Annotated in this window: 15 protein-coding genes; 7 read left to right on the forward strand and 8 right to left on the reverse strand. The window is 39.9% G+C overall.

The window, feature by feature from the left end:
- The 7 genes from UABAM_RS28665 (at position 1) to UABAM_RS28695 (ending at position 12,808) form a co-directional block, all read left to right on the forward strand.
- Positions 1–2,382: an MFS transporter gene (locus tag UABAM_RS28665; protein ID WP_151971421.1), complete on the forward strand. Its 2,382-nt coding sequence runs from the start codon at positions 1–3 to the stop codon at positions 2,380–2,382.
- A gap of 263 nt (positions 2,383–2,645) precedes the next feature.
- The gene (locus UABAM_RS28670) at positions 2,646–3,794 is read left to right on the forward strand and encodes a hypothetical protein (RefSeq protein ID WP_151971422.1); all 1,149 of its coding nucleotides are present in this window, start codon (positions 2,646–2,648) and stop codon (positions 3,792–3,794) included.
- A gap of 34 nt (positions 3,795–3,828) precedes the next feature.
- Positions 3,829–5,841, forward strand: coding sequence for an FHA domain-containing serine/threonine-protein kinase (locus tag UABAM_RS28675; protein WP_151971423.1), 2,013 nt, complete (start codon positions 3,829–3,831; stop codon positions 5,839–5,841).
- Between the two features lie 33 nt (positions 5,842–5,874).
- Positions 5,875–8,472: an STAS domain-containing protein gene (locus UABAM_RS28680; protein WP_151971424.1), complete on the forward strand. Its 2,598-nt coding sequence runs from the start codon at positions 5,875–5,877 to the stop codon at positions 8,470–8,472.
- Positions 8,473–8,481: 9 nt separating this feature from the next.
- On the forward strand, positions 8,482–10,404 hold the full coding sequence (locus tag UABAM_RS28685) for a PilZ domain-containing protein (RefSeq protein ID WP_151971425.1): 1,923 nt from the start codon (positions 8,482–8,484) through the stop codon (positions 10,402–10,404).
- A gap of 61 nt (positions 10,405–10,465) precedes the next feature.
- Complete coding sequence (locus UABAM_RS28690) at positions 10,466–11,731, forward strand: aminopeptidase P N-terminal domain-containing protein (protein WP_151971426.1); 1,266 nt, start codon at positions 10,466–10,468, stop codon at positions 11,729–11,731.
- A 66-nt stretch (positions 11,732–11,797) separates the two neighbouring features.
- Positions 11,798–12,808, forward strand: coding sequence for an SGNH/GDSL hydrolase family protein (locus UABAM_RS28695; protein WP_151971427.1), 1,011 nt, complete (start codon positions 11,798–11,800; stop codon positions 12,806–12,808).
- A gap of 149 nt (positions 12,809–12,957) precedes the next feature.
- Here the strand turns inward: UABAM_RS28695 and UABAM_RS28700 are convergent, their stop codons facing one another.
- The 8 genes from UABAM_RS28700 to UABAM_RS28735 all read right to left on the reverse strand — a co-directional run bounded on the left by UABAM_RS28700 (position 12,958) and on the right by UABAM_RS28735 (position 21,063).
- Positions 12,958–13,497: a DUF4149 domain-containing protein gene (locus tag UABAM_RS28700; protein WP_151971428.1), complete on the reverse strand. Its 540-nt coding sequence runs from the start codon at positions 13,495–13,497 to the stop codon at positions 12,958–12,960.
- A gap of 10 nt (positions 13,498–13,507) precedes the next feature.
- Positions 13,508–14,896 carry an asparagine--tRNA ligase gene (gene asnS, locus UABAM_RS28705; protein ID WP_151971429.1) on the reverse strand — a complete coding sequence of 463 codons (1,389 nt, stop codon included), beginning with the start codon at positions 14,894–14,896 and terminating at the stop codon, positions 13,508–13,510.
- A complete protein-coding gene (locus UABAM_RS28710) occupies positions 14,893–15,087 on the reverse strand; it encodes a hypothetical protein (protein WP_151971430.1) in 195 nt (64 codons plus the stop codon). Before UABAM_RS28710 ends, asnS begins: the two co-directional genes overlap by 4 nt.
- A 337-nt stretch (positions 15,088–15,424) precedes the next feature.
- Positions 15,425–16,819, reverse strand: a complete 1,395-nt coding sequence (gene lpdA, locus UABAM_RS28715) for a dihydrolipoyl dehydrogenase (protein WP_151971431.1) — start codon at positions 16,817–16,819, stop codon at positions 15,425–15,427.
- 15 nt (positions 16,820–16,834) lie between these two features.
- Positions 16,835–18,061, reverse strand: a complete 1,227-nt coding sequence (locus UABAM_RS28720) for a pyruvate dehydrogenase complex dihydrolipoamide acetyltransferase (protein ID WP_151971432.1) — start codon at positions 18,059–18,061, stop codon at positions 16,835–16,837.
- 8 nt (positions 18,062–18,069) lie between these two features.
- Positions 18,070–19,050 (reverse strand): pyruvate dehydrogenase complex E1 component subunit beta, encoded by a 981-nt coding sequence (locus UABAM_RS28725; protein ID WP_151971433.1) that lies wholly within the window; start codon positions 19,048–19,050, stop codon positions 18,070–18,072.
- A gap of 23 nt (positions 19,051–19,073) precedes the next feature.
- Positions 19,074–20,057: a pyruvate dehydrogenase (acetyl-transferring) E1 component subunit alpha gene (gene pdhA, locus UABAM_RS28730; RefSeq protein ID WP_151971434.1), complete on the reverse strand. Its 984-nt coding sequence runs from the start codon at positions 20,055–20,057 to the stop codon at positions 19,074–19,076.
- A 10-nt stretch (positions 20,058–20,067) separates the two neighbouring features.
- Positions 20,068–21,063, reverse strand: coding sequence for a lipoate--protein ligase (locus tag UABAM_RS28735; RefSeq protein ID WP_151971435.1), 996 nt, complete (start codon positions 21,061–21,063; stop codon positions 20,068–20,070).
- Positions 21,064–21,330 lie beyond the last annotated feature (267 nt).

A 21,330-nucleotide genomic window follows, 5' to 3' on the forward strand; every position in this document is an offset into this window, starting at 1 on the left:
ATGTCTATTGATTTTGCGAAATTAGCTTTGATTTTGGGTTACGCAGATCGCGAAAAAATATTTGAAGCAATAAGAGAAGAAGTTATCGTACAAGAATGTGGTTTAAATAAACGTTTGGAACATATCCTTTACGAACGTAATATTCTCAAAAAAGAATCGATACAAAGTTTATTATGGGGCCTGTTTTGTAAAAGGCGTATTAAACTTTTCCCCTCGCGTGTGGTCTATTGTTTTACTGATCGCGATGATGAACTTTTTCTACAAAAAGTCGGGATTTCTTTTCAACAACTCATAGAAAATGTCAGATCTAAAAAAAGATTTCGCCTTGAAAATGTCGACTCTGCTTTCCCGGTGAAGGATCTTATCTCGGCCACCAACATTCATCGCAAACTCCAAGATTGCAGTCTACAAAGAACACTACTGTCAATATTAAGTGCCCGAGGAAGTTTAAAAGCACAATATCGAGACCTTGTCGAAAACATAGAAGAGCGACGTTTTTCTATATCTTCACCGTTAGATGTACAAAATAAAAACCTTACCCAAACTTGGTCCGGAAAGTTATTTTTGCAACTGCTGCTAATCGATAAAGACAGCGAAAAACAAAAAGAATTGCAACAATGTTTTGCAACTTGGAAAGACCTTATCGCAGAACGTCAAATAGACATCCGTTTTAGTGAATACCTTTTTCACCAAAGTGTCTGCGACGAAAACTTGCTTCTCCATGCGGGAATAGCCCTGCACACATTGACGAATATAGATCAAATTCCCAGAGTGTACATACTACATCTAAAATCGAAACACAAAACCGCCATAAATGAGTATCTCAAAAATCACAGCGCGAAACTACAAAACAGTCTGCAAATTCCGCTAGAACAGATGGCTTTATACACAGATAAACAGCTCCAACAAAGTCTCTTTGCAGACAAAAAACCCCTTGACATTTACAAAAAATGGAAGAAGCAACAACGCCAAAAAATTACCAAAAGTTTTATTCCTTTTTCAGTAAGAGCTTTGGACCAAGATCTACAAAAACAATACACCGCACAGCGTAGACAATTTAAAACACTACCAAAGAAAGACATGGGGAATTTTGTGGCGGAGTGGTCTCAAACCCAAGTACTGCCATTTTGTCCAACGGAAAGTTTCTCCATAAAAGATACACCTGCCACTGTCAAAGACCACACAGAGTATATTTCTCTAGAAAAACCCGAAGTAGGAGCAACAGGTTATCTATCCATTGATGCAACACAAGAAGAAATACAATTTCTAAGCAACAAATTAGAAAAATCGTTGCGCGAAAGAAAACCGATAAAAACATTGCTATTTATTATATTTGCCGCTTCTTTTTCTATGGCGGCCTCTCTTTGCGCTCCACTTTTCCAGGAGCACCTAATGTTACTGTTGTTACCATTTTTACTAGCCATATGGTGCGGTAGGCGTTTAGATCACGCCAAAGGCAAACTTACTTTCACAGGTGGACTGTATGTTTTTGCGATTTCCTCGTACTTGGCCATAGAATTTCCACACTATGGGTGGCTAGTGGTGCAAGGCGCTGGCTACCTGTACCTGAGTGTCAGTGCATGGTATTGCCTATATCGTTGGACTACAGCAACAAATCGCACCATTGTCCTTATTGTATTTTTGCATTTACTGGGTTTTCTATCAAGCTATTGGTGGCAATACTCTGATATAGAGTCTTACAAAGAATATTTACCGCTAATACATGCATTATTGTGCTTATTAGCGATTCCACTTTTTTATATCGCTATCCCTAAGTTATCTTATGAGGACGAGATCACAAAAGAGAAAAATTTATTCAATAGTGCTTTAGTTACTCCTTTTCTCTTTGGTTTTTTCAGCGTTGTTTTTGCCAAAATCTCGATGGCAAATATTCCCAAAATTTCCTTAGCGTCCTCTCACGAAGATTTATTTTCTATATTTGCAGGCGGCATTATGAGCGGCGTTGTTATCGCACTTTTTCATAAACGTTCGAGTGTTTTATGGTTAAGATATATTTCCTTTCTTTCCATATTTATGTTCGTAGTCAGTCCTTTCGTCATCGCCGACAAACTTTTCGATAGTATATTTTTCCTCAATGCGATGCTTTGTGGTCTGTTGTTACCGATAAGTATTTCTTTAATACTTAAAAATAATGAATCTTCTGTTGGCGAGACCATTGGTTACTTGTTCCTCATTTTACTGTCAGGTTCCTTGTTGGCAGAAACGATCACCCATCTTCTTTTTTATAATATCGCTAAATTTTTTCTTATATTGTCTTTGTTAGCGATTATACATTTCTACATAATGTTAATCATTCCTAGCAAAGAAATTCAGCATATCGAAGAGACGCGTCTGGGAGGGCTTTTGCGATTTTTAGGGTAGTTGCTGTATTGATTTATACAGATTTAACTCTGATTTACACCAAATAATAGAATATTTTGTTGAAGAAAATATTCTATTTTGTGTAATATATATAGTCTGTCAGATAAACATGCATACTTAACTGACTGTACACTAGTTCGGTGTCTTCCGAATTGATACTAGCTTGGTAAAGTGTAATATAGGGTAATGTCCCCCCTATAAAAATTAGTCCACAAAATTTTTAGAATAATGAGCTGTTCATACTTGAACCCAGGAGTTTTAAGATGTCAAAGAGATTTTTCCTAACATTACTTGTCGCTTTATTCAGTTTACAAATTGTCGTCGCAGAAAAAAAGTCTCGTAGATGGAGACTAGACTTTGAAATGTTAGAAAAGCCTACGAGAATTATAGTCACAGAACCGGATGGAATACAGAATGTCTATTGGTATTTTCGTTATATTGTAAGGAATGATACAAATCAGGATATAAATTACTCTATTAACATAAAACTCGTCGTTGATAAACCAGCTCCAGGTGTTACAGAAAACAAAGTACCCGAGTTATTCCACAACGCAAAAATTCCCTACGACATAGAAAATAAAGAAAAGTATATTAATTCTCTACAAAAGTATTACGATACAGATTTCCCTATCGCCAAAGAAGCCATTTACCAAGAACTGGGACTACATCCTATACTCACAGATGAAGAAAAAAAAGTACTGAGTGTTCTTGGTGATCAATTTACGCGTTCGGCTATTGACATCAGCAAAGAAGTAAAATTACCATATACGAAAGTCGAAACTGCACTAGAAAGTTTACTTGCGAAAAACTTGATTATTGGCTCAGAATTAGACGGAAGACCAACTTTTCTAAATAGCGGTTTAACATATGCCAATTTCGTCATCGATAACGTAGAAGTCACCAAGAAAAAGGGCGAAACCATCTCGGGATGGGAAATAGTATCTTTTGCCAAAGGTGCCGTTATCATCAAAAAAGAGGACGTAGTAAAAAAAGTAACTAGTGGATCTGTTATCGAATATCGCTATTCTAAAAGTAACAAATCACCTTTTGAAAAAACCCAATATTACTACGCGGGAATGAATGGAAAAGGTAGTTACCTCGGCCGACAAGAAAGCGAAGACAAGAAGTATCGCTTCAAAAGAGATGTCATAAAAAAAGGCTCTTCTAGACGTGGAATTGCCATCTTTTACGGTGTATCCCCAGAAACAGATTTTATGGCCATCGTTGTATCTGGATTAGTAAATCCAATTGTTCGTCGTTATAAATTAGTAACTGCACGCAATGAAGTATTGATGATTGGCTACAAAATACCTGGCGATGAGTTATCCATTCATAGAAAACAGTTACAACCTTTATACAAAAAATGGGAAGTTTTGAGCACACGTGTCGTTCGTACGTATGAAAAAAAATAGATAACAATTAGATAAGCACACAAAGGAACACATAATGAATCAAACTACGGCAGGATTAGAAAATATCTCTTTTAATTCAGAATCCCGTTATTCGGTAGCTAAAAAAATTGGTGAAGGTGGTATGGGAATCGTTTTTTTAGCGGAAAAAGACACTGGAGGAGTTATTGACCATGTAGTTTGCAAATGTTTACGAACAATCAATCCTGAAGAAGAAGAAAAACTAAAACAAGAAGCAAGTATTGCCACAATGTTGCGCCATGAGAATGTAGTAAAAACATATGGAATGGAAATGGTGCCTATTCAGTTACTTCCTCAAGCAATGCAAGATTCGATACAACGCAACGCTCAGGGTGGTATACTCGATAAGATGAAGAAAGAAAGCGAAAAAAAGCTTCCTTTACTCATTATGGATTACATAAAAGGAATTGATTTTCACTCTCTTCTAGTGCAACATTTGAAAAAAAATCTACTTTTTCCGATTCCTCTCGCAGCATTTGTTATCAGTCGTATAGCCAGCGCTCTATCATACGCGCATACATACATTATTCACAGGGACATATCTCCGGAAAATATTCTTATTAGTGCGCAAGGAGTATGTAAACTCACCGACTTTGGTGTTGCTGTTCTTGCAGAAAAACAACCAGAGTATTGGGCGGGAAAGCTAATGTATATGGCGCCAGAGCAAATTTGCAATGATCCTATTGATGAACGCGCGGATATCTTTGCCCTTGGTCTCGTTGCTTACCAAGCAGTTACGGGTATTCCCCTAATGTACGCCTCTCCTAGATTGTCATTCGAAGACCAAGCCCACGTAATTTATGGGCAAATGAAAAACAGCATCATACCGCCTCACCAGGTGAGAAAAGATATCCCCAAAGAACTGTCGATGATCATTACGCGAATGTTGTCATTCGCACCAGAACACCGCTATCAAAGAGCCTCTATGGTCGTAAATGACTTAGAGAAAGAGTATTTGTATGCCAAAGGCTTTGGACCTACAAATAACAGTTTGGCGGCTTACATCGACATATTCAGCCTTGATTTTACCGAGTACAACGAAGATCAATTACAACAACTCTCCTTCCTAAAAGATAGCGAAGGTAGAATTGCCTTAAAACGTACTTTGGACGTTGAAAATTATACAAAACTAGGCCAAAAGTTACTCGCCGATCGTAAAGACAGTCTAATTGTGAGTCGTTTGCGCTCCATATGGGCGAAATCGAAAAAAACCACAACCAAAAAAGTCTCGCAAGTTGAGGAAAAAGATCCATACTTGAAAGTGAAGTATTTCGACAATGTTGTCGAAGCATTTTCTTTGAAACAAGGCAAAGTAACAGTAGGTCGTAGCGCACGCAACCTAGTTGTCCTACCGAGTAAAATCGTTTCTGGCCACCATGCTTGTTTTTATGTCGATGACCGTGCAGAAACACTGGTAGAAGACCTTGCAAGCCACAACGGTACTCTGGTCAATGCAAAGCGTATAGAAAGAAAATACCTCAACGAAGGCGATAAAATCCAAATCGGACATACCATTTTGTTTTTCTTAATGGAACCTCACAACAAAGCTAGTGAGTTGATGGTATCCATAAACGACAATATCAATGTGGACGATTTGAAAAACTGTAAAGACATAACCTTACAATTTTTGGCAACAGAAGAAAATTTATCGCAAATTAATGAAATTGTGGGCAATATATTGAGTTTTACCTCTATCGGCGCAATGAAACAAAATGTTGTGCCTCCTGCAGTATATGAAGCTGCACGTTTATTTTCTGGAGAGGTTACAAATGAGTTTATGAGTCTAAGAGTAGTGCAAGCACGTAATTACATATCTTTTAGATGTAGTTCTCCAAGTAAGAGTTTTGGTTACGAAACATTTTTAAGTGCTATTCATCGTAGAATGAATTCAAGTAATGGAGTAGGATCATCCGTCCCGAGTTTGGAGCCTGAAGAGCTAGCATTATCTCTTATATTAAAAGTATTTGATCGTATCGAAATATTTCGATTCAGTCGCGAAATATTGATGACAAATTTTTTTAGTAACTAGGCTTGTAATTTATGAGTTTTGAAAGGTGTATTCATGTCATTGTCGTTTAAAGTAGAGAAAGAGCATCTCTCAAATGGTTCCACAGTTGCGATTGCATATTTGTCGGGTTTTATCGACATAAGAACAGTTAAAATTTTTGAATCAGAAGCGTTAAATCCCCTTCTTAATGAAGGAAGTAAATATCTAATTCTCAACTTTACTGATGTCGGATACATGAACAGTACAGGATTAGGTGTTTTAGTCAAAGTACAAGACAAATACAAAGACGCTGATGGTGATCTCCTTCTTGTGAACGTTCCACAAAAAATATTTGATTTATTCAAAATGCTTGGCATGGATACAATACTCAAAGTCAAAAACACCAATCAAGAAGCGTTGGAGAGCTTACCGTTTCCTTTGTTACCACAAATTCCAGATATACCAGCAGACTCATCAGATATGCTGGCGGAATCCGGCGATTTACTTTCTCCACCACCAATGAATATACCTTCAAACGCCGGTGGAAATATATTTATGGCTCCAGACGCACCATCGCCATCTCCCATTGTTATTTCGTCACCAGACTCTCAGACAACTGGACAAACCAATGATTCAGGAAATCAAAATATTGAATTCCCTGCACCTGATAACTTTGGAGGTTTTAATCCCTTTGAGATTTCAGGGGAAGACGCACGCGTTGGTGAAGCAACCTCTATCGATAATGGTCCTGTAGCGAGCAACGAGGAAAGTAGTGGCATTACCATCTCCGCCAATGACAACGAGTTCAGCTCGATCGCAGCCGACAATCAAGTACCAGGTGGAGATTTTCAAATGCCCAACAGCGGCGTAGAAATTTCGAAAAAATCCTCAGCAATTAGTGATACATGGGAAGCCGAAATGGGCCCAGGAGCGGGCATCGATCTCAGTAGTGAAGCAGCCTCACCAAGTACAGGTGTTGATATTGGCAACGAAGATATTGGTGGCATTGACATCAGTGGCGGCGGTGGTATCGACATTAGCAGTGAAGGCGCTGGTATCGATATCAGCAGTGAAGGCGCTGGTATCGATATCAGCAGTGAAGGCGCCGGTGGTATCGACATCAGCGGCGGTAGCGTCCCTGCAGGTATAGACCTCAGTGATGGCATAAGTACACCGGATGCAGATCTACTTAGTGGTGACATAGAGCCACCAGGTGCAAATATCGATATTAGTAATGCTGTAGAAGCTCTAGAGAGTCAAGCACAGTTTCCTGATGACGACGATGACGACGATGAAGACTTCGACGAAGATATGGCAATTTCTGAGCTTGACATGACTGCTGAAGACGACCTAGATGATATTGTAGATATGGAAGACCATTTTCGCAGTGGGGCAAGTAGTCCACAGCCAGAAGAGGATGGAATTGCCTTGGGTAAAGCACAGGCGGAAGCTGAATTAGAAGAACCTATTGCAGACGCCATGCCTCCCGTAGGACAAATTTCAGACATCGTAACGCATGTTGATGAAGATGACGACGAATCTTCGGCGGAAATGGCCATAGATGAAGATGAATTTGAAGAAAAGTCGGAAGGTCAAGACGAAAATGCCGACGAAATGGAAGCGGAAGATGCCGAGGAAGCACTAGATGCCGAAGAAGCTCTAGAAGCAGGGGTAGCACCACAGGAAATTACAGAAGAAGTCGATGAAGCGATCGCCAAAAAAGCGAAACAAGAAGATACACTACTGGGAGACATTGCTGACGAAGAAAAAGCCGAGGATTTTTCCGCACCACAACAACAAGTTAGCGAAGCCCCAATGCCTGCAGAAACGTTTCCCGATGCAACGACACAGATGCCGCAACTACCCTCTTCAAATGAAAAAAAAGAAATGGAAGATATCGTTGCTGCTGTCAATGAAGTCGATGCCTCACAAGACGTCGAAAATGCAGAAGAAGAATCATCGCAAGCGATTGTTGCCGTTTCGGGAACCACAGAGAAAATGGATCAAGTAGAACCGCAACCGCCAGTAGAACCAAAAACACGAGTAGAAACCTACTACAAACGTAAAATGGCCGTCCGCTACTACGAAAAAATGAATCCATTAAAGTCTTTTCCACTTCTTGTTACATTCTCCAAAGAGGAACTGCAAAGAATAGTGATGGACAATGTAGCGCAAAAACAATCCGCCTCTCCCATAAAAGTGAAAAAGTCAAAACCAGAAATAGTCGTTACCCCTTCGTTAAAAGGTTGCGTTGTTTATCCTTCTTCGATGTGCATAGATATCACTCCGGAAATGACAACCGCAGAATTTTGGGTAACACCTATCATTGAAGGTGAAATTGCAGGTACGGTCGAAGTCGCTTACGAGGGAAGGGTTGTAGAAAAAATATCCCTCACGAGTAGTTGTGTAAAACAAACCTGGGCAAAAATCAGTGCGGTGGGTGCTATTGCGATCCCCATGGTTTCCTTTTTACTCGAAGGTTTGAATTGGAACTTGCCACAAACAGCGTGGAATTTAATTCCTAAATTAGTGCAACAAATAGAATCATCTATTGGCCTCTCTAACTTTGGCGTGATTATGAGTGTTGTTTCGATCATAGCCGGTTCGATCATGTACTCTATCAACAAACCAAAAGAAGCAGAAGAATTAGAAAAGTTTTTCTCTACGAATTAAGGCAAGTCAATGGCAAAAAAGAAAGATTTAGGAGAGCTGATACAAATTCGTTATCTCGCGAAAAGAGATACACCAAGTAAATTCCAAAAGATATTACGCAAAATATTCAGCGAAGAAAAAAGAAGCTTGGTGGTTGATATGGTAACAGCTCCAGAGGTAGGCGTTGATTATTTAAATCACTTAACTTTTCTTGCACAAGCTCTAAAAATGCAAGGGTATTCGATTACTTTTATTCTGGATCCAAAAAACTACCACACTCTACACCAAACAGAACTATCGAAATTGTACAACTTCGAAATAGGCACTGTAGTTTCTAAAGATGAAATTACCACCATGATAAATGAAACTACAGCAGAGCTCCCCGAAGAAGAGGAGACAGGCGTTACCATTGAAAAAAATCAGGTCATATTGGAAAATAACTTTAACCAAGGATACCTACAAGAAAATATTGCCCCGATCATTAAGGCATTTGGTAGTATTTTTATCGACATGACACAGTTAAGCAAAATGACGAGCTCACTTGTCAAACTGTTTATTCTACAAACCATCCAGCACAGCAATGTCTTTGTGATTAAAGTTACACAAGAACAATATGAAGCCATATCCAAAAATCCGCAAGCAGCCATTCTCAACATGAGAACAGTTGTAAAAGAGCAGGCAGTGCATCAATTGAAATTTTCAGATCCCGCAATCCCAGCCATTGCTGCGGAAGAAGATTATATGCCCGCTACCTTAAAAGAAGAAAGCCCTCCAAAAGTAGAAGCTGCCGAGATGGGAGAAGAAAACGAAGATGAAATCCCATTTAAACTTGTGGTCAACACTCTAGAAGTGGGTAGAATTTCACCGCAATCTTTTGTGGAAGGACTTGATAGATATATTCACCTTTTGGATAACTGCGGAGATCATGTATACATCGATTTTAGTGAAATAAAAGACATAAATGTTCATGTCTGGAAAAAAGCACAAGAGGCATACCAGTCAATGATCGTGAATGGTAAAACCCTTGGCTTTAAAATGTTAGAGAATCAAAAACCCGATTGGGATAGATGGACTCCAAAAGTGGAGATTGTTGAGAGAAAAATCAATGAAGATCCACAATTCAACCTCGTCGGCTCACGTCTAGAAGTAAAATTTGTCTCTCCCCCTCTTTTTGTACAAGAGTTTCCTACATATTTTCAAAAGTTATTATCCACGGGAAACAAGTCTATCGCCATAGACATTTCCAACCTCAAAGAGTTATCAACGCAGTGTATAGAAATTCTCGTTTTGAGTTATCTCGACTGTGTCGGTCGTGGAATGAATATGATTTTGCGTATTTCTCCAGAAGCAGAAGACCTATTTAAAAAATCAGGACGTGGCAAAACTCTACCACTTGAAATTGTCAAACCGGAATTTGCACGAAAAGTAAGCCATTTCTCTGGTGGTAAGGTCAAGGGAATTGATATGAGCAAAATCAACGCGGCAATGGAAGGCGACAAACTTACCAATAAAGTTCTGGAAAAAGAATTTGCCAGCGTTCATATAGAAACAAGAGGATCTGTACAAAACTGGGAACCGATGGCCGCCCCTCAACAAGAAAAATACACTGGTGTGGAAAGAAGGCTCGAAAGACGTTATTTTAGCGAAGATGTCGAGGTATCTTTTGCGCGTGGTTCCATTGGAAAAATAAGCGATCGCCGTTATAAAATCGCCAACATAAGTCAATCAGGTATGTCATTTGCATCTACATCGCAACTTTCCAAAGGCGAACCTTTACGATTAAAAATATATCACGAAAAAAATCCGGGTATTGAAGTATCTGCCACTGTGGTTTGGTGTTCACCTGTTCCTTCACAGGCATTATTTCGTATGGGACTCAAGTTTAGCAACCCAAGTACGGTTATCAAATCCAGAATAATGGAAATGCTGCAAAAAATATATCGCAGTCATTAAGAGCATTCATACGAATGTAGAATAACCCCCCAATAAAAATTACAACTCATGAGGTATAATAATGTTCTCGAATAATAGAAAAAACTTTACGCAAAAAATGGGAAATAGTGTGGCAATACTTTTTTCAGGAAATGTCACGCATCATCCCAACTCCATGAAAGAAATTTTTCGTAGCAACAGCAATTTCTATTACTTGACAGGCCTCGATGAAGTAGGTTACTTAGCAGTGATCACTCCCAATAACTACACTTTATTTGCCCCCGCACCTGATCCACACATCAGTCTTTGGGAAAGAAAAATGCCCTCGCTTTCGGAGATTAAAGAACAATCCGGCGCAGACGAGGTGATTGATATAAAAGAATTCAATACAAATAAATTAGAAAAGTTCTTTTTGGGCCGCGAAACGCTGTATTATGGTATCGGCTGCGACAGTAACATCGATAAAATTGTTTTAGACACCCTCACGCGTTTACGCAGAAGATCTTCGCAACTTATTCCTTATAGCATATGGGACTTAAATGATGCCATGCAACAGCTACGCATTATTAAATCTCCGGATGAAATTGCCAGAATCCACCGCGCTGTACAGGTAACCGTAGAAGCATACAAAGCTGTTTTTTCGCATGCAAAACCAGGTTGTTTCGAATACGAATTGGAAGCTACACTACACCATACATACATGAAAAATGGTTGTAAAGACGCGTTTCCTCCTATTGTAGGTGCCGGGGCAAATGCCACCACACTACATTATAATGACAATAACATGCAAATACACGACGGGGACCTCGTTCTCGTAGATAGCGGTGCTGAATTTCAACATTACTGCGCAGACGTAAGTCGTACATGGCCAGTAAATGGTAAATTTAGTGACGCACAGAAAAATATTTACTCTCACCTCCTCCACGTGCAAAAAAATATTATTGAACAAATAAAACCAGGCGTTGTCATTGATGAGTGGGTAAACAAAATAGACCTTATGCTAACAGAGTGTATCATCGACCTAGGCTTTATCAAGGGTGATGCTGCACAACTTGTGGAAGAGAAAAAACACAAAAAGTACTACCCACACTCCTTTGGACACTGGTTAGGACTTGATGTGCATGATGTCGGAAATACTTTTTACCGCGGTAAATCGCGTGTATTTGAGCCAGGGATGGTACTCACAGTAGAACCAGGACTATATATTGCAGCAAACGATGAAAACGTGCCTGCCGAATTCCGTGGCATGGGATTGCGTATAGAGGATGATATTTTAGTGACAGACGAAGGACACGACGTTTTAACCAAAGATATACCTAAAGAAATGGACTTTTTTGAAAACTTGTAATCATTTTATACTTGTTTGCTCTTGCATTTGTCGATATCTTTACATGCTATCACTTTGGTCATGGTAATGAACAAAAAATTTATAAACGCCATTAAAACTTCGCGAATATCAAAAATCTTATTGTTAAAGGTCTCTCTAATATCAGTATTTCTTTTTTCGGAACTAGTACTTAGAATTCTTGGATATCTACCTTTTCAAGCGATTGATAATCTGGATACGCCGGTTATGTTTGAGTATGATCATTATCTTGGTTGGAGAAATAAAAAAGGTAATTATACATTTCAACTACATGGTGACAATATAAACACAACTATTTTACATAACAGAACAAGGGTTACCGGAGAAAAGCAAGGGGATTTACAAAAGAAAATAATTTGTATCGGAGGGTCCTATACACAAGGATGGGCTATTTCAGATAATGAAACCTATCCTTGGAAAATACAAAAAAAATTTCGTAACTTTGATGTTTTAAACTATGGAACATCTGGATATGGAACATATCAATCACTGCTACTATTAAAAAATATCATACCAAAAACTAAGTCCCCCAAAATTGTTATCTACGGTTTTATAGATCATCATGAACAAAGAAATATAGCACGCCAAGATTGGCTGCTATTATTGTCGAACCTTTCCAAACGAAACCACATCTATACTCCCTATGTTTCGTTGGCAAAAAACAAAAAACTTGCATTTCATCCCCCGGAAAAATACCCCAAATGGCCTTTCTCACACTACTCTTCTTTTATCTCCATGGTAAATCGTAAGTATGTCTACATAAAAACGATGTCCAGGAGACACCAACGAAAAATAACGAAAGAGTTATTATCTCTGATGAACAAATACTGCGATCGTTCCAATATTATCTTACTAATAGCCATTTTAAAAGCCAACGACGATATGAAAAAACAGTATATTTCATTTTTCAAAAAAAATGACATCTATTATGTAGATTGTGTTTTTCCATTCACCGCAGATATGGTTGTTAAAGGAGATGGCCATCCAAACGGAAAGCTCAATACATTGTGGGCACAAAAACTATCACGCGCATTGCAAGAGTTTGTCAATAAAAACTGAGAATGATCCAGCGTCAAGAAGTGTATTTTTAGAATGACGCGCGCGCGGACAAAAAAATCCTTTCGATTTTGCAAAAGAAGTAACAATATACAACGCAATCACCTTCACAAAAAAAGCTGCTTTCATGTTAACGAAAGCAGCTTTATGTATTATGAATCCTGTTGTTTTGCATTTCCCAAGTTCAGCGCAATCAGCACCGCAAGTCCCGCCATCGAAATTAGCTTTTCCGTTATCTTATGATAAGAATCAAAGCCACTTCGCGCTGCGGCTCTCGCCGCTTCTTCGGCGGCAGGATTGTACATCGTTTCCTTAAGCGCGCTCATCTCTGGAGAAATCCACGCATAGGTAAACAAAATGCTTAGTCCCGCGAACACGATAAGCACAATCGGAAGTTTTTTGATTTTGGCACCACTTTTCGCTAAACCAATCACCGCAGCGATTACCAGAACAAAACACACAAGTTCAACCACATGCATCATATTAAACATCTTATTCGCGATAAATCCCGCGACAATGTCACTAGAATATTCGCTAAATGCCGGATCATTGAACGGCTCAACACCTGGCGAGGCTTTGTATTGCCGCGACATTCTGAAAATACTAATCGCCGAGAGAACTTCGGCAACCACCGCACCAAACCACATTCCTAAACTGCCATAGTACAAACGATTTAGCCATGCGTTTTTCATAAACAAATCCTTAAAATTTTGCGTTTCCTGGTGTACGAGGAAATGGAATGACATCGCGAATGTTTTCAATACCTGTCAAGTACATGATCAAACGTTCAAAACCTAATCCAAAACCCGCATGAGGTGTTGTCCCATAACGACGAATATCTAAATACCATGAATATGTTGCTTCGTCTAGTTCATGTTTTTCCATGTTCTTCTTGAGGACGTCCAAGCGTTCCTCTCTTTGAGAACCACCGATAATTTCCCCGAGACGTGGTACCAAAAGATCCATGGCCGCCACCGTTTTCTCATCGTCATTTACACGCATGTAAAACGCTTTAATGTCGCGTGGATAATCGGTGACAAATACTGGTTTTTTCAAATACTCTTCGGTTAAGTAACGCTCATGCTCTGTTTGGATATCCATACCCCATTTCACCGGATACTCAAATGATTTTTTTGCGTTTTCTAAGGCTTTAATCGCCTCTGTATAAGTTATACGCTCAAAATCGGATTTACACAAGTCTTGTAAACTGTCAATGATACCTTTTTCCACCCATTTGTTGAAAAACTCCATGTCTTCTTTACAGTTTTCCAGTATATAGGTAATCACGTAACGTATAAACTCTTCCGCCAAATCCATATTGCCTTGTAAATCGCAAAATGCCATCTCTGGCTCAATCATCCAAAACTCGGCAAGGTGACGCGGAGTATTGGAGTTTTCGGCGCGAAAGGTCGGGCCAAAAGTGTACACCTTAGAAAGTGCTGAGGCAAATAATTCCGCTTCGAGCTGACCTGATACAGTTAGGCTTGTTTCTTCGCCAAAAAAGTCTTGTGTGTAGTCCACTTGCTTTTCATCGTTTAGCGGTGGTTTTAAAGCGTCTAAAGTGGAAACGCGAAACATTTGTCCCGCACCTTCGCAGTCTGACGCCGTTATAATTGGGGTGTGTAAGTAAACAAAACCACGCTCGTTGAAAAACTGGTTAACCGCAAAAGAAGCCGCATGGCGTACACGAAAAACCGCACCAAATGTATTTGTTCGAGTACGTAAGTGCGCAATGGTACGCAAAAACTCTCGCGAATGACGCTTTTTTTGCAAAGGATAATCGCTGTCCGCGATACCCAATAGTTCTACTTTTTGCGCATGGACTTCGACTTTTTGTCCTTTACCAGGAGATTCTTTGAGTATACCTGTTACTTGTAGCGATGAACCGGTACTCGCATCGAGAACATTTTGATATGTCTCAATTTCGGCATCCGCAATGACTTGAATGCTAGCAAAGCATGTTCCATCGTTTAATTCGATAAAAGAAAATTTCTTTGAGTCGCGACGCGTGCGCACCCAGCCACAAATCGTGACCTCTTCATCGTATTTTTTCTTTAATTGTAAACAATCTTTAATTGCACTGTGTTTCATAATTTTTTACCTGTTATGTTGTTGCGTTTTATATCGTAGCCGTAGCCATAATCGTAGCCGTAGCCGTAACCGTAGCCGTAATCGTCACCGTAGCCGTAATCGTCACCGTTACCATGACCGTGACCATAACCGATGATTTTACGATTGCGGTCTCGACGATGGCTACGATTACGGTCAGGGTCAAATGCCATTGACTTAAGCGTAAATACTTTTCAATGATAAACTTACCTTGCCGTGTCATCCCTGACTTGATCAGGGATCCACGAACAGAAGTCGACTTTATATTGCTGGATCCCGTATCTTTCCAAAAACCAAGGGTTTTTGGGTACGGGATGACAAGTATTGTAAACCTTTTTCGGTTTTACACTTACCTCTTAAGTCAATGGCATTGACGATTACGGTCAGGGTCACGGTCACGAAGCCACCAAGACTATAAACGCATAAGTTAACAAAAAACTTTCCGCATTATAAATAAAAATAGACAGAGCTAAAGAATTAACTCTGTCTATTTCAAAAAAATGTACCCTTTTAGGCGTGAATCGGCCATCCTTCAACGGTACGCATTGCTTCCATAACAACCTCAGACAACGTCGGATGTGCATGCACCATTGTCGCGAGATCTTCGGGAAGAAGCTCGGTTTTCTTCGCCAACAGAATCTCATGAATGAGTTCTGTTGCTTGTGCACCAGCCACATGAGCTCCCAAAATCTCTTTGGTTTTTGGATCAAATAAAATTTTTACAAGACCTTCAGAACTTCCAATGGCAACTGATTTTCCGGCACCGCGATACGGGAAAACGGCCTTCTCGTATTTAACACCGGCTTCCTTTGCTGAACGTTCGTTATATCCAAAACTCGCCACTTGCGGCTCACAGTAAACAGCAGACGGAATGAGTAGTGGGTCCATCTGCGGATCGGTTTTGTGTCCCGCCATGTGTTCTACAGCAATTTCACCTTCTTTAGAAGCCACATGAGCTAGTAAAGGAGACTGTATCACGTCACCGATTGCATAAATATTAGGAACCTTAGTACGGTAGTAATCACCAACGCAAATAAAACCTTTTTCGGTTTTGATACCGACATTTTCCAAACCTAAATTTTGCGAATTAGGTGCACGACCAATCGCTACCAATACCATGTCGGTTTCAATAACGCTTTCTTTGCCACCTTTCTCCACGGTAACCAAAACCTTGCCATCTTTTTTCTCTAAAGATTTTGCCATGGTTCCCAAATGAAATTTTACACCGTTTTTCTTCTCAAAGGTTTTTTGCATAAATTTACCTATTTCGTCGTCTTCAATAGGAAGTACTCTGTCGAGTATTTCGACGATTTCGACTTCCACACCGAAAGAACTCCATACATAGGCAAATTCCATCCCAATAGCACCACTGCCCAAAACGAGTAGTCTCTTTGGCAACTTTTGTGCCATGAGTGCTCCATTGGAAGTAATTACCGTTTCTTCGTCAATCGGAAAACTAGGGATGCTTCTTGGACTAGAACCTGTGGCAATCAAGATATTTTTTGCGGTCAACTTCTTACTACCGTCCAGGGTAATTTCGTGTTGCCCACTTATTTGTGCCGTTCCGGTGATGTACTCCACTTTATTTTTCTTGAGTAAAAAAGTCACTCCACCAGATAAACTCGTTGCCGCCTTGCGCGATTTTTCAAAAACTTTCGCGTAATCAAAGCCAGAACTATCTACTTTAAGTCCCATATCCTCTAAATCTTTGATATGGCTGAACATGTGCGCTTGGTGAATCAAAGCTTTAGAAGGAATACATCCAATATTTAGGCACACTCCTCCGGGTTTATCTTTTTCAATTACACCGACTTTCATACCTAGCTGACTGGCGCGAATCCCTGCGACATAACCACCAGGACCAGAGCCAATAACTAATAAATCATAGTCATACTTTGCTGCCATTGTACACCTCTTAACTTATAGTAGCGTGCGAATAGGATCTTCCATCATATCTTTTAAATCTTTCAAGAAAGCGGCTCCAATGGCCCCATCAATTACACGGTGGTCACAGGACAAAGACACTTTCATCATTGGTTTGATGACGATTTGGTCACCAGCGGTTACGATTGGAGTTTTCTCTGATTTACCGATAGCGAGAATTGCGGCTCCTGGAGGATTGATAATTGCAGTGAATTCTTCAATACCAAAGGAACCAAGATTACTCACCGTAAAAGTCGCATTGGTGTATTCATCTGGTTGTAGGCGATTGTTAAGTGCTTTATCGATAAGCACTTTCATATCTTGATCTATGGCTTCTATTCCCTTGCTTTCACAATTACGTACAACAGGGGTAATAAGGCCATCAGGTTGTGCTACAGCTAACCCAACATCTACACGACCAAACTGAACAATGGAATCTCCTTGCCATGAAGCATTGACTTGCGGATGTCTACGTAGCGCTTCTGCAACAAATTTTACGATAAAAGCGTTCATCGAAAGCTTTTCTTTTGCCTTAGCATTGATTTGTTTGCGCGCGGCAATAATGTTTTCCATGTTAATGGACAGTTTCAAATAGTAATGCGGAGCTTGGTATTTTGATTCGGCAAGGCGTCTTGCAATAACCTGTCTTTTCTTCGAAACCGGTATCACCTGTTCGCGCATAGTAGAAGCAACTTGTGTAGCAGGACCAGCGGCAATCGCTTGTTCGACGTCGCGTTTTATAATGCGACCTTGAGGACCAGAACCGCTTATGGTATTTAGAGCAATTCCCGCTTCCTGTGCCATCTTACGAGCCAAAGGTGAAGCTTTTACTTTACCAGAAGAGGTAAGTGCGGGAGCTGACTTAGCGGTAGGAGTTGCGGGAGCAGGTGCACTTGCTGCTGGAGCGGGCGCTGCCGGAGCGGCGGCTGGTTTTGCGGCCTTTGCGGCACTTTTTATTTCTTCGACTAACCCACTGACATCTTCGCCCTTATCACCAATAATAGCAATAATATCACCAACAGGTACATCTGCACCTTCGTCCACGAGTATACTTAGAAGTGTTCCTTCATCCATACTTTCGTATTCCATAGTTGCTTTATCGGTTTCAACTTCACAAAGAACATCGCCAGACTTTATTTCATCACCTACTTTTTTCGACCATTTTACGATTACTCCAGACTCCATTGTCGGAGAAAGGGCAACCATTTCAATTTTTTCTGCCATGCTTTATCCTAATCTAAATACATAACTTTTTTAACAGCATTTACAATTTTTTCTGCGGAAGGTTGTGCATGCAGTTCAAGTGTATGATTGTACGGCATTGGAACATCCTCAGAAGATACCAACTCAACTTCTGCGTCTAAATCATCAAAACAATTTTTGGATACCAACCATGCAATGTGTGAGCCAACACTTGCAAAAGGCCAAGATTCATCGATAACAACGCAACGATTTGTTTTTCTCACCGACTCGTAAATGGTGTCTTCATCAAGTGGACGGATGGTACGTAAATCAACTACCTCAGCGGAAATCCCTTCTTTTTCCAAGATTTCAACCGCTTCCATCGTTACTTTGTATGGTTTACCATGAACCACAAGAGTAACATCACTTCCGGCATTCTTGATATCAGCGACTCCCAGAGGAATCAAGTATTCTTCTTCGGGAACTTCGCCTTTCCAACCGTACATCAATTCACCTTCCATGAATATAACGGGGTTGTTATCGCGAATCGAACTTTTGAGAAGCCCTTTTGCATCATATGGTGTAGAAGGAACCACTACTTTTAGCCCAGGAATATGAGCATAATAACTTTGTAGTGCTTGTGAGTGCTGTGCACCTAGCCATTCAGCAGGACCGTTTGGTCCGCGAAATACCATCGGAATGTTAAACTGTCCTCCGGACATGTATAACATCTTTGCCGCACTGTTTAGTACTTGGTCTAAGGCCTGAATAGAAAAGTTGTACGTCATCCATTCAACGATGGGACGTAAACCTGCCATCGCCGCACCAATTCCGATTCCGGTAAATCCTTCTTCAGTAATCGGTGTATCAATAACGCGACGATCCCCGTATTTTTCCCATAGCCCCTGACTTACTTTATAAGCACCATTGTACTCGGCGACCTCTTCCCCCATGAGAAGAACGTCGTCATCACGAGTCATTTCTTCGTCCATTGCTTGACGCAAAGCTTCGCGAAAAGTAATTTCAGCCATAAAATTTGCCTTTCTAATTCAAATTATACAAGAACGTCTTCATACAATGCGGACAATGGTGGTTCGTCGCTATTTTCCGCAAACTCTACAGATTTTTGACTTACATCTTTACATTCTTTATCCATTGCAGCGTATTCATCTTCTGTAAGAAGTTTGTTCTTAATCATTTCTTGCTTTAACATCTCAATGGAATCGATGTTTTTGTATTCTTCGAGCTCTTCTTTTTCGCGATACTTTGCCGGATCACTCATCGAATGCCCTTGGTAACGGTATGTGCGAATTTCCATAAAAGAAGGTCTTTTTTCTTCTTTGGCGAGTTTTACATACTCCATTGTTTCTTCATAGACATTCAGTACATCCATACCATTTATTTGCTTTCCTGGCATATTGTAAGAGTTCGCCATCACCGAAAAATCGGTTACCGAAGAAACGCGAGCATGAGCCGTTCCCATACCGTACAAGTTATTTTCGCAGATGAAAATAATCGGCAAGTCCCAAATTTTTGCCATGTTCAACGTTTCGTGGAACGCACCTTGGTGGATTGCTCCATCACCAAAGTAAACGAGAACAACGCCTGTATCTTTTCGATAGTTTATTTTAAAAGCGTATCCTGCTGCTAACGGCAAGTGTGCTCCTACAATTCCGTGTCCTCCAAGGAAATGCTTTTCTTTGTCAAAAAAGTGCATAGAGCCACCTTTTCCACCAGCACATCCTGTGGCCTTACCAAACAATTCGGCCATGAGTACATTTGGATGCATTCCGCAAGAAATGGCATGTCCGTGATCGCGGTATGCTGTCATTACATAATCTGTCTTCAGATCTAAAGTTGCAATTGTTCCAACGCAAGTTGCCTCTTGTCCAATATATAGGTGACAAAATCCACCGATTTTTCGCTTGCGATACATCTTACCTGTTAACTCTTCAAAACGTCGTATTAGTAACATTTCTTTGAGTAACTTCAACAAAAAATCGCGATCGTATTCTTTTATGTTCTTTCTTTTTGTCATAACATTCACCTTAAAAGCCTTTTTTAGATAGCCACGATGCAATATCTTCCACCATAGATTCGCGACTAGAATCACTATTCTGTGCGTAATCTCTTACCTTCTGAGCTATCTCTGCGGAGTGAAAGGATACTCCTTCCATTATACCAGGTAAATCTTCAATAAACTCTTCATCCATCGCATCGGAATACACGGTAGCTTGGGTGATTTTTCCGTGCTCTAAATGGAGACCAATTTCAATACCGCCCCAAGGAAACCTTGTATTTAAGCTAATATCAAATTTTGGAGATTCACCATAACGCCATTGCCAAGAAGCATATTTTTCCGTCAGTTTTGCAATATTATCTTGTTCAAGACTATCCACATCTATTTTCTGCAAATTTCCCCCGTAAATGGAAGAAAAAGAGTCGACAAGAGCTTCTTTCATCGTGTCGATAGTCAAGTTAGGTACGTATTTAGTAAGGTTTGTTACTCGTGCTTGGACGGATTTTATTCCCTTGGATTCAATTTTTTCTTTAGACACTTGTAAGTATCTAGAAAGTTTGTTGAGATCTGCATTCACGAGAATAGTACCGTGGTGAAAGGCTTTCTTTGAACGCAAATAAAAAGCATTTCCTGAGAATTTTTGTTCGTCGACGACCAAATCATTACGGCCACTAAACTTTGCAGATATTCCAACTTTTTGTACAGCGGAAAGAATAACTTGTAATTGTTTTTCTAAATTATAGAGTTGACGATCTACAAGAAATGTGAAATTTAAATTTCCTGTATCGTGGAAAACAGCTCCTCCTCCTGAAAGTCTTCGTGCCAATTGACCTCCCTCTTCTTCGAGAAGTTTTGTTTGACACTCACGCCAGGCATTTTGGTGTTTTCCAATTACAACCGTATTTTGATTTTGCCACAAATACAAAATACATTCATTTGCGCGTAAATTTTGCAGCAAATGTTCTTCTATTGCCAGATTTTTCCATGGATCAAATCCAGCACCTAGTACGATTGTTGTATCCATGATTTTAACCTTCAAAATAGTTTATTTCTGCTAATTATATTAGCAACTAAGAATGTTAAAGCAAAAGAAATTTTGCAGGTCTTTCAAAAATACTTTTCTTCCCTGCCTACTCCTGGTAAATTGATTGCTGTTTACCGATATTGTAATGCGATCCCGACCCCGTTCCCGATCCCGAAAATTAAGAAAAGAAGTCCGTAATCATAAGTATGACTTATACAAGAATTATTGAATATTACCAAAAATCAGATTTATTTCGAATATTAGTAG

The sequence above is a fragment of the Candidatus Uabimicrobium amorphum genome, assembly GCF_009002475.1.
Taxonomy (GTDB): Bacteria; Planctomycetota; Uabimicrobiia; order Uabimicrobiales; family Uabimicrobiaceae; genus Uabimicrobium; species Uabimicrobium amorphum.

Bases quoted from the DNA above. Each gene is read 5' to 3' on its own strand.
- UABAM_RS28665 (WP_151971421.1), top strand. From the start codon at position 1: ATGTCTATTGATTTTGCGAAATTAGCTTTGATTTTGGGTTACGCAGAT.
- UABAM_RS28670 (WP_151971422.1), top strand. From the start codon at position 2,646: ATGTCAAAGAGATTTTTCCTAACATTACTTGTCGCTTTATTCAGTTTA.
- UABAM_RS28675 (WP_151971423.1), top strand. From the start codon at position 3,829: ATGAATCAAACTACGGCAGGATTAGAAAATATCTCTTTTAATTCAGAA.
- UABAM_RS28680 (WP_151971424.1), top strand. From the start codon at position 5,875: ATGTCATTGTCGTTTAAAGTAGAGAAAGAGCATCTCTCAAATGGTTCC.
- UABAM_RS28685 (WP_151971425.1), top strand. From the start codon at position 8,482: ATGGCAAAAAAGAAAGATTTAGGAGAGCTGATACAAATTCGTTATCTC.
- UABAM_RS28690 (WP_151971426.1), top strand. From the start codon at position 10,466: ATGTTCTCGAATAATAGAAAAAACTTTACGCAAAAAATGGGAAATAGT.
- UABAM_RS28695 (WP_151971427.1), top strand. From the start codon at position 11,798: ATGAACAAAAAATTTATAAACGCCATTAAAACTTCGCGAATATCAAAA.
- UABAM_RS28700 (WP_151971428.1), bottom strand. From the start codon at position 13,497: ATGAAAAACGCATGGCTAAATCGTTTGTACTATGGCAGTTTAGGAATG.
- asnS (WP_151971429.1), bottom strand. From the start codon at position 14,896: ATGAAACACAGTGCAATTAAAGATTGTTTACAATTAAAGAAAAAATAC.
- UABAM_RS28710 (WP_151971430.1), bottom strand. From the start codon at position 15,087: ATGGCATTTGACCCTGACCGTAATCGTAGCCATCGTCGAGACCGCAAT.
- lpdA (WP_151971431.1), bottom strand. From the start codon at position 16,819: ATGGCAGCAAAGTATGACTATGATTTATTAGTTATTGGCTCTGGTCCT.
- UABAM_RS28720 (WP_151971432.1), bottom strand. From the start codon at position 18,061: ATGGCAGAAAAAATTGAAATGGTTGCCCTTTCTCCGACAATGGAGTCT.
- UABAM_RS28725 (WP_151971433.1), bottom strand. From the start codon at position 19,050: ATGGCTGAAATTACTTTTCGCGAAGCTTTGCGTCAAGCAATGGACGAA.
- pdhA (WP_151971434.1), bottom strand. From the start codon at position 20,057: ATGACAAAAAGAAAGAACATAAAAGAATACGATCGCGATTTTTTGTTG.
- UABAM_RS28735 (WP_151971435.1), bottom strand. From the start codon at position 21,063: ATGGATACAACAATCGTACTAGGTGCTGGATTTGATCCATGGAAAAAT.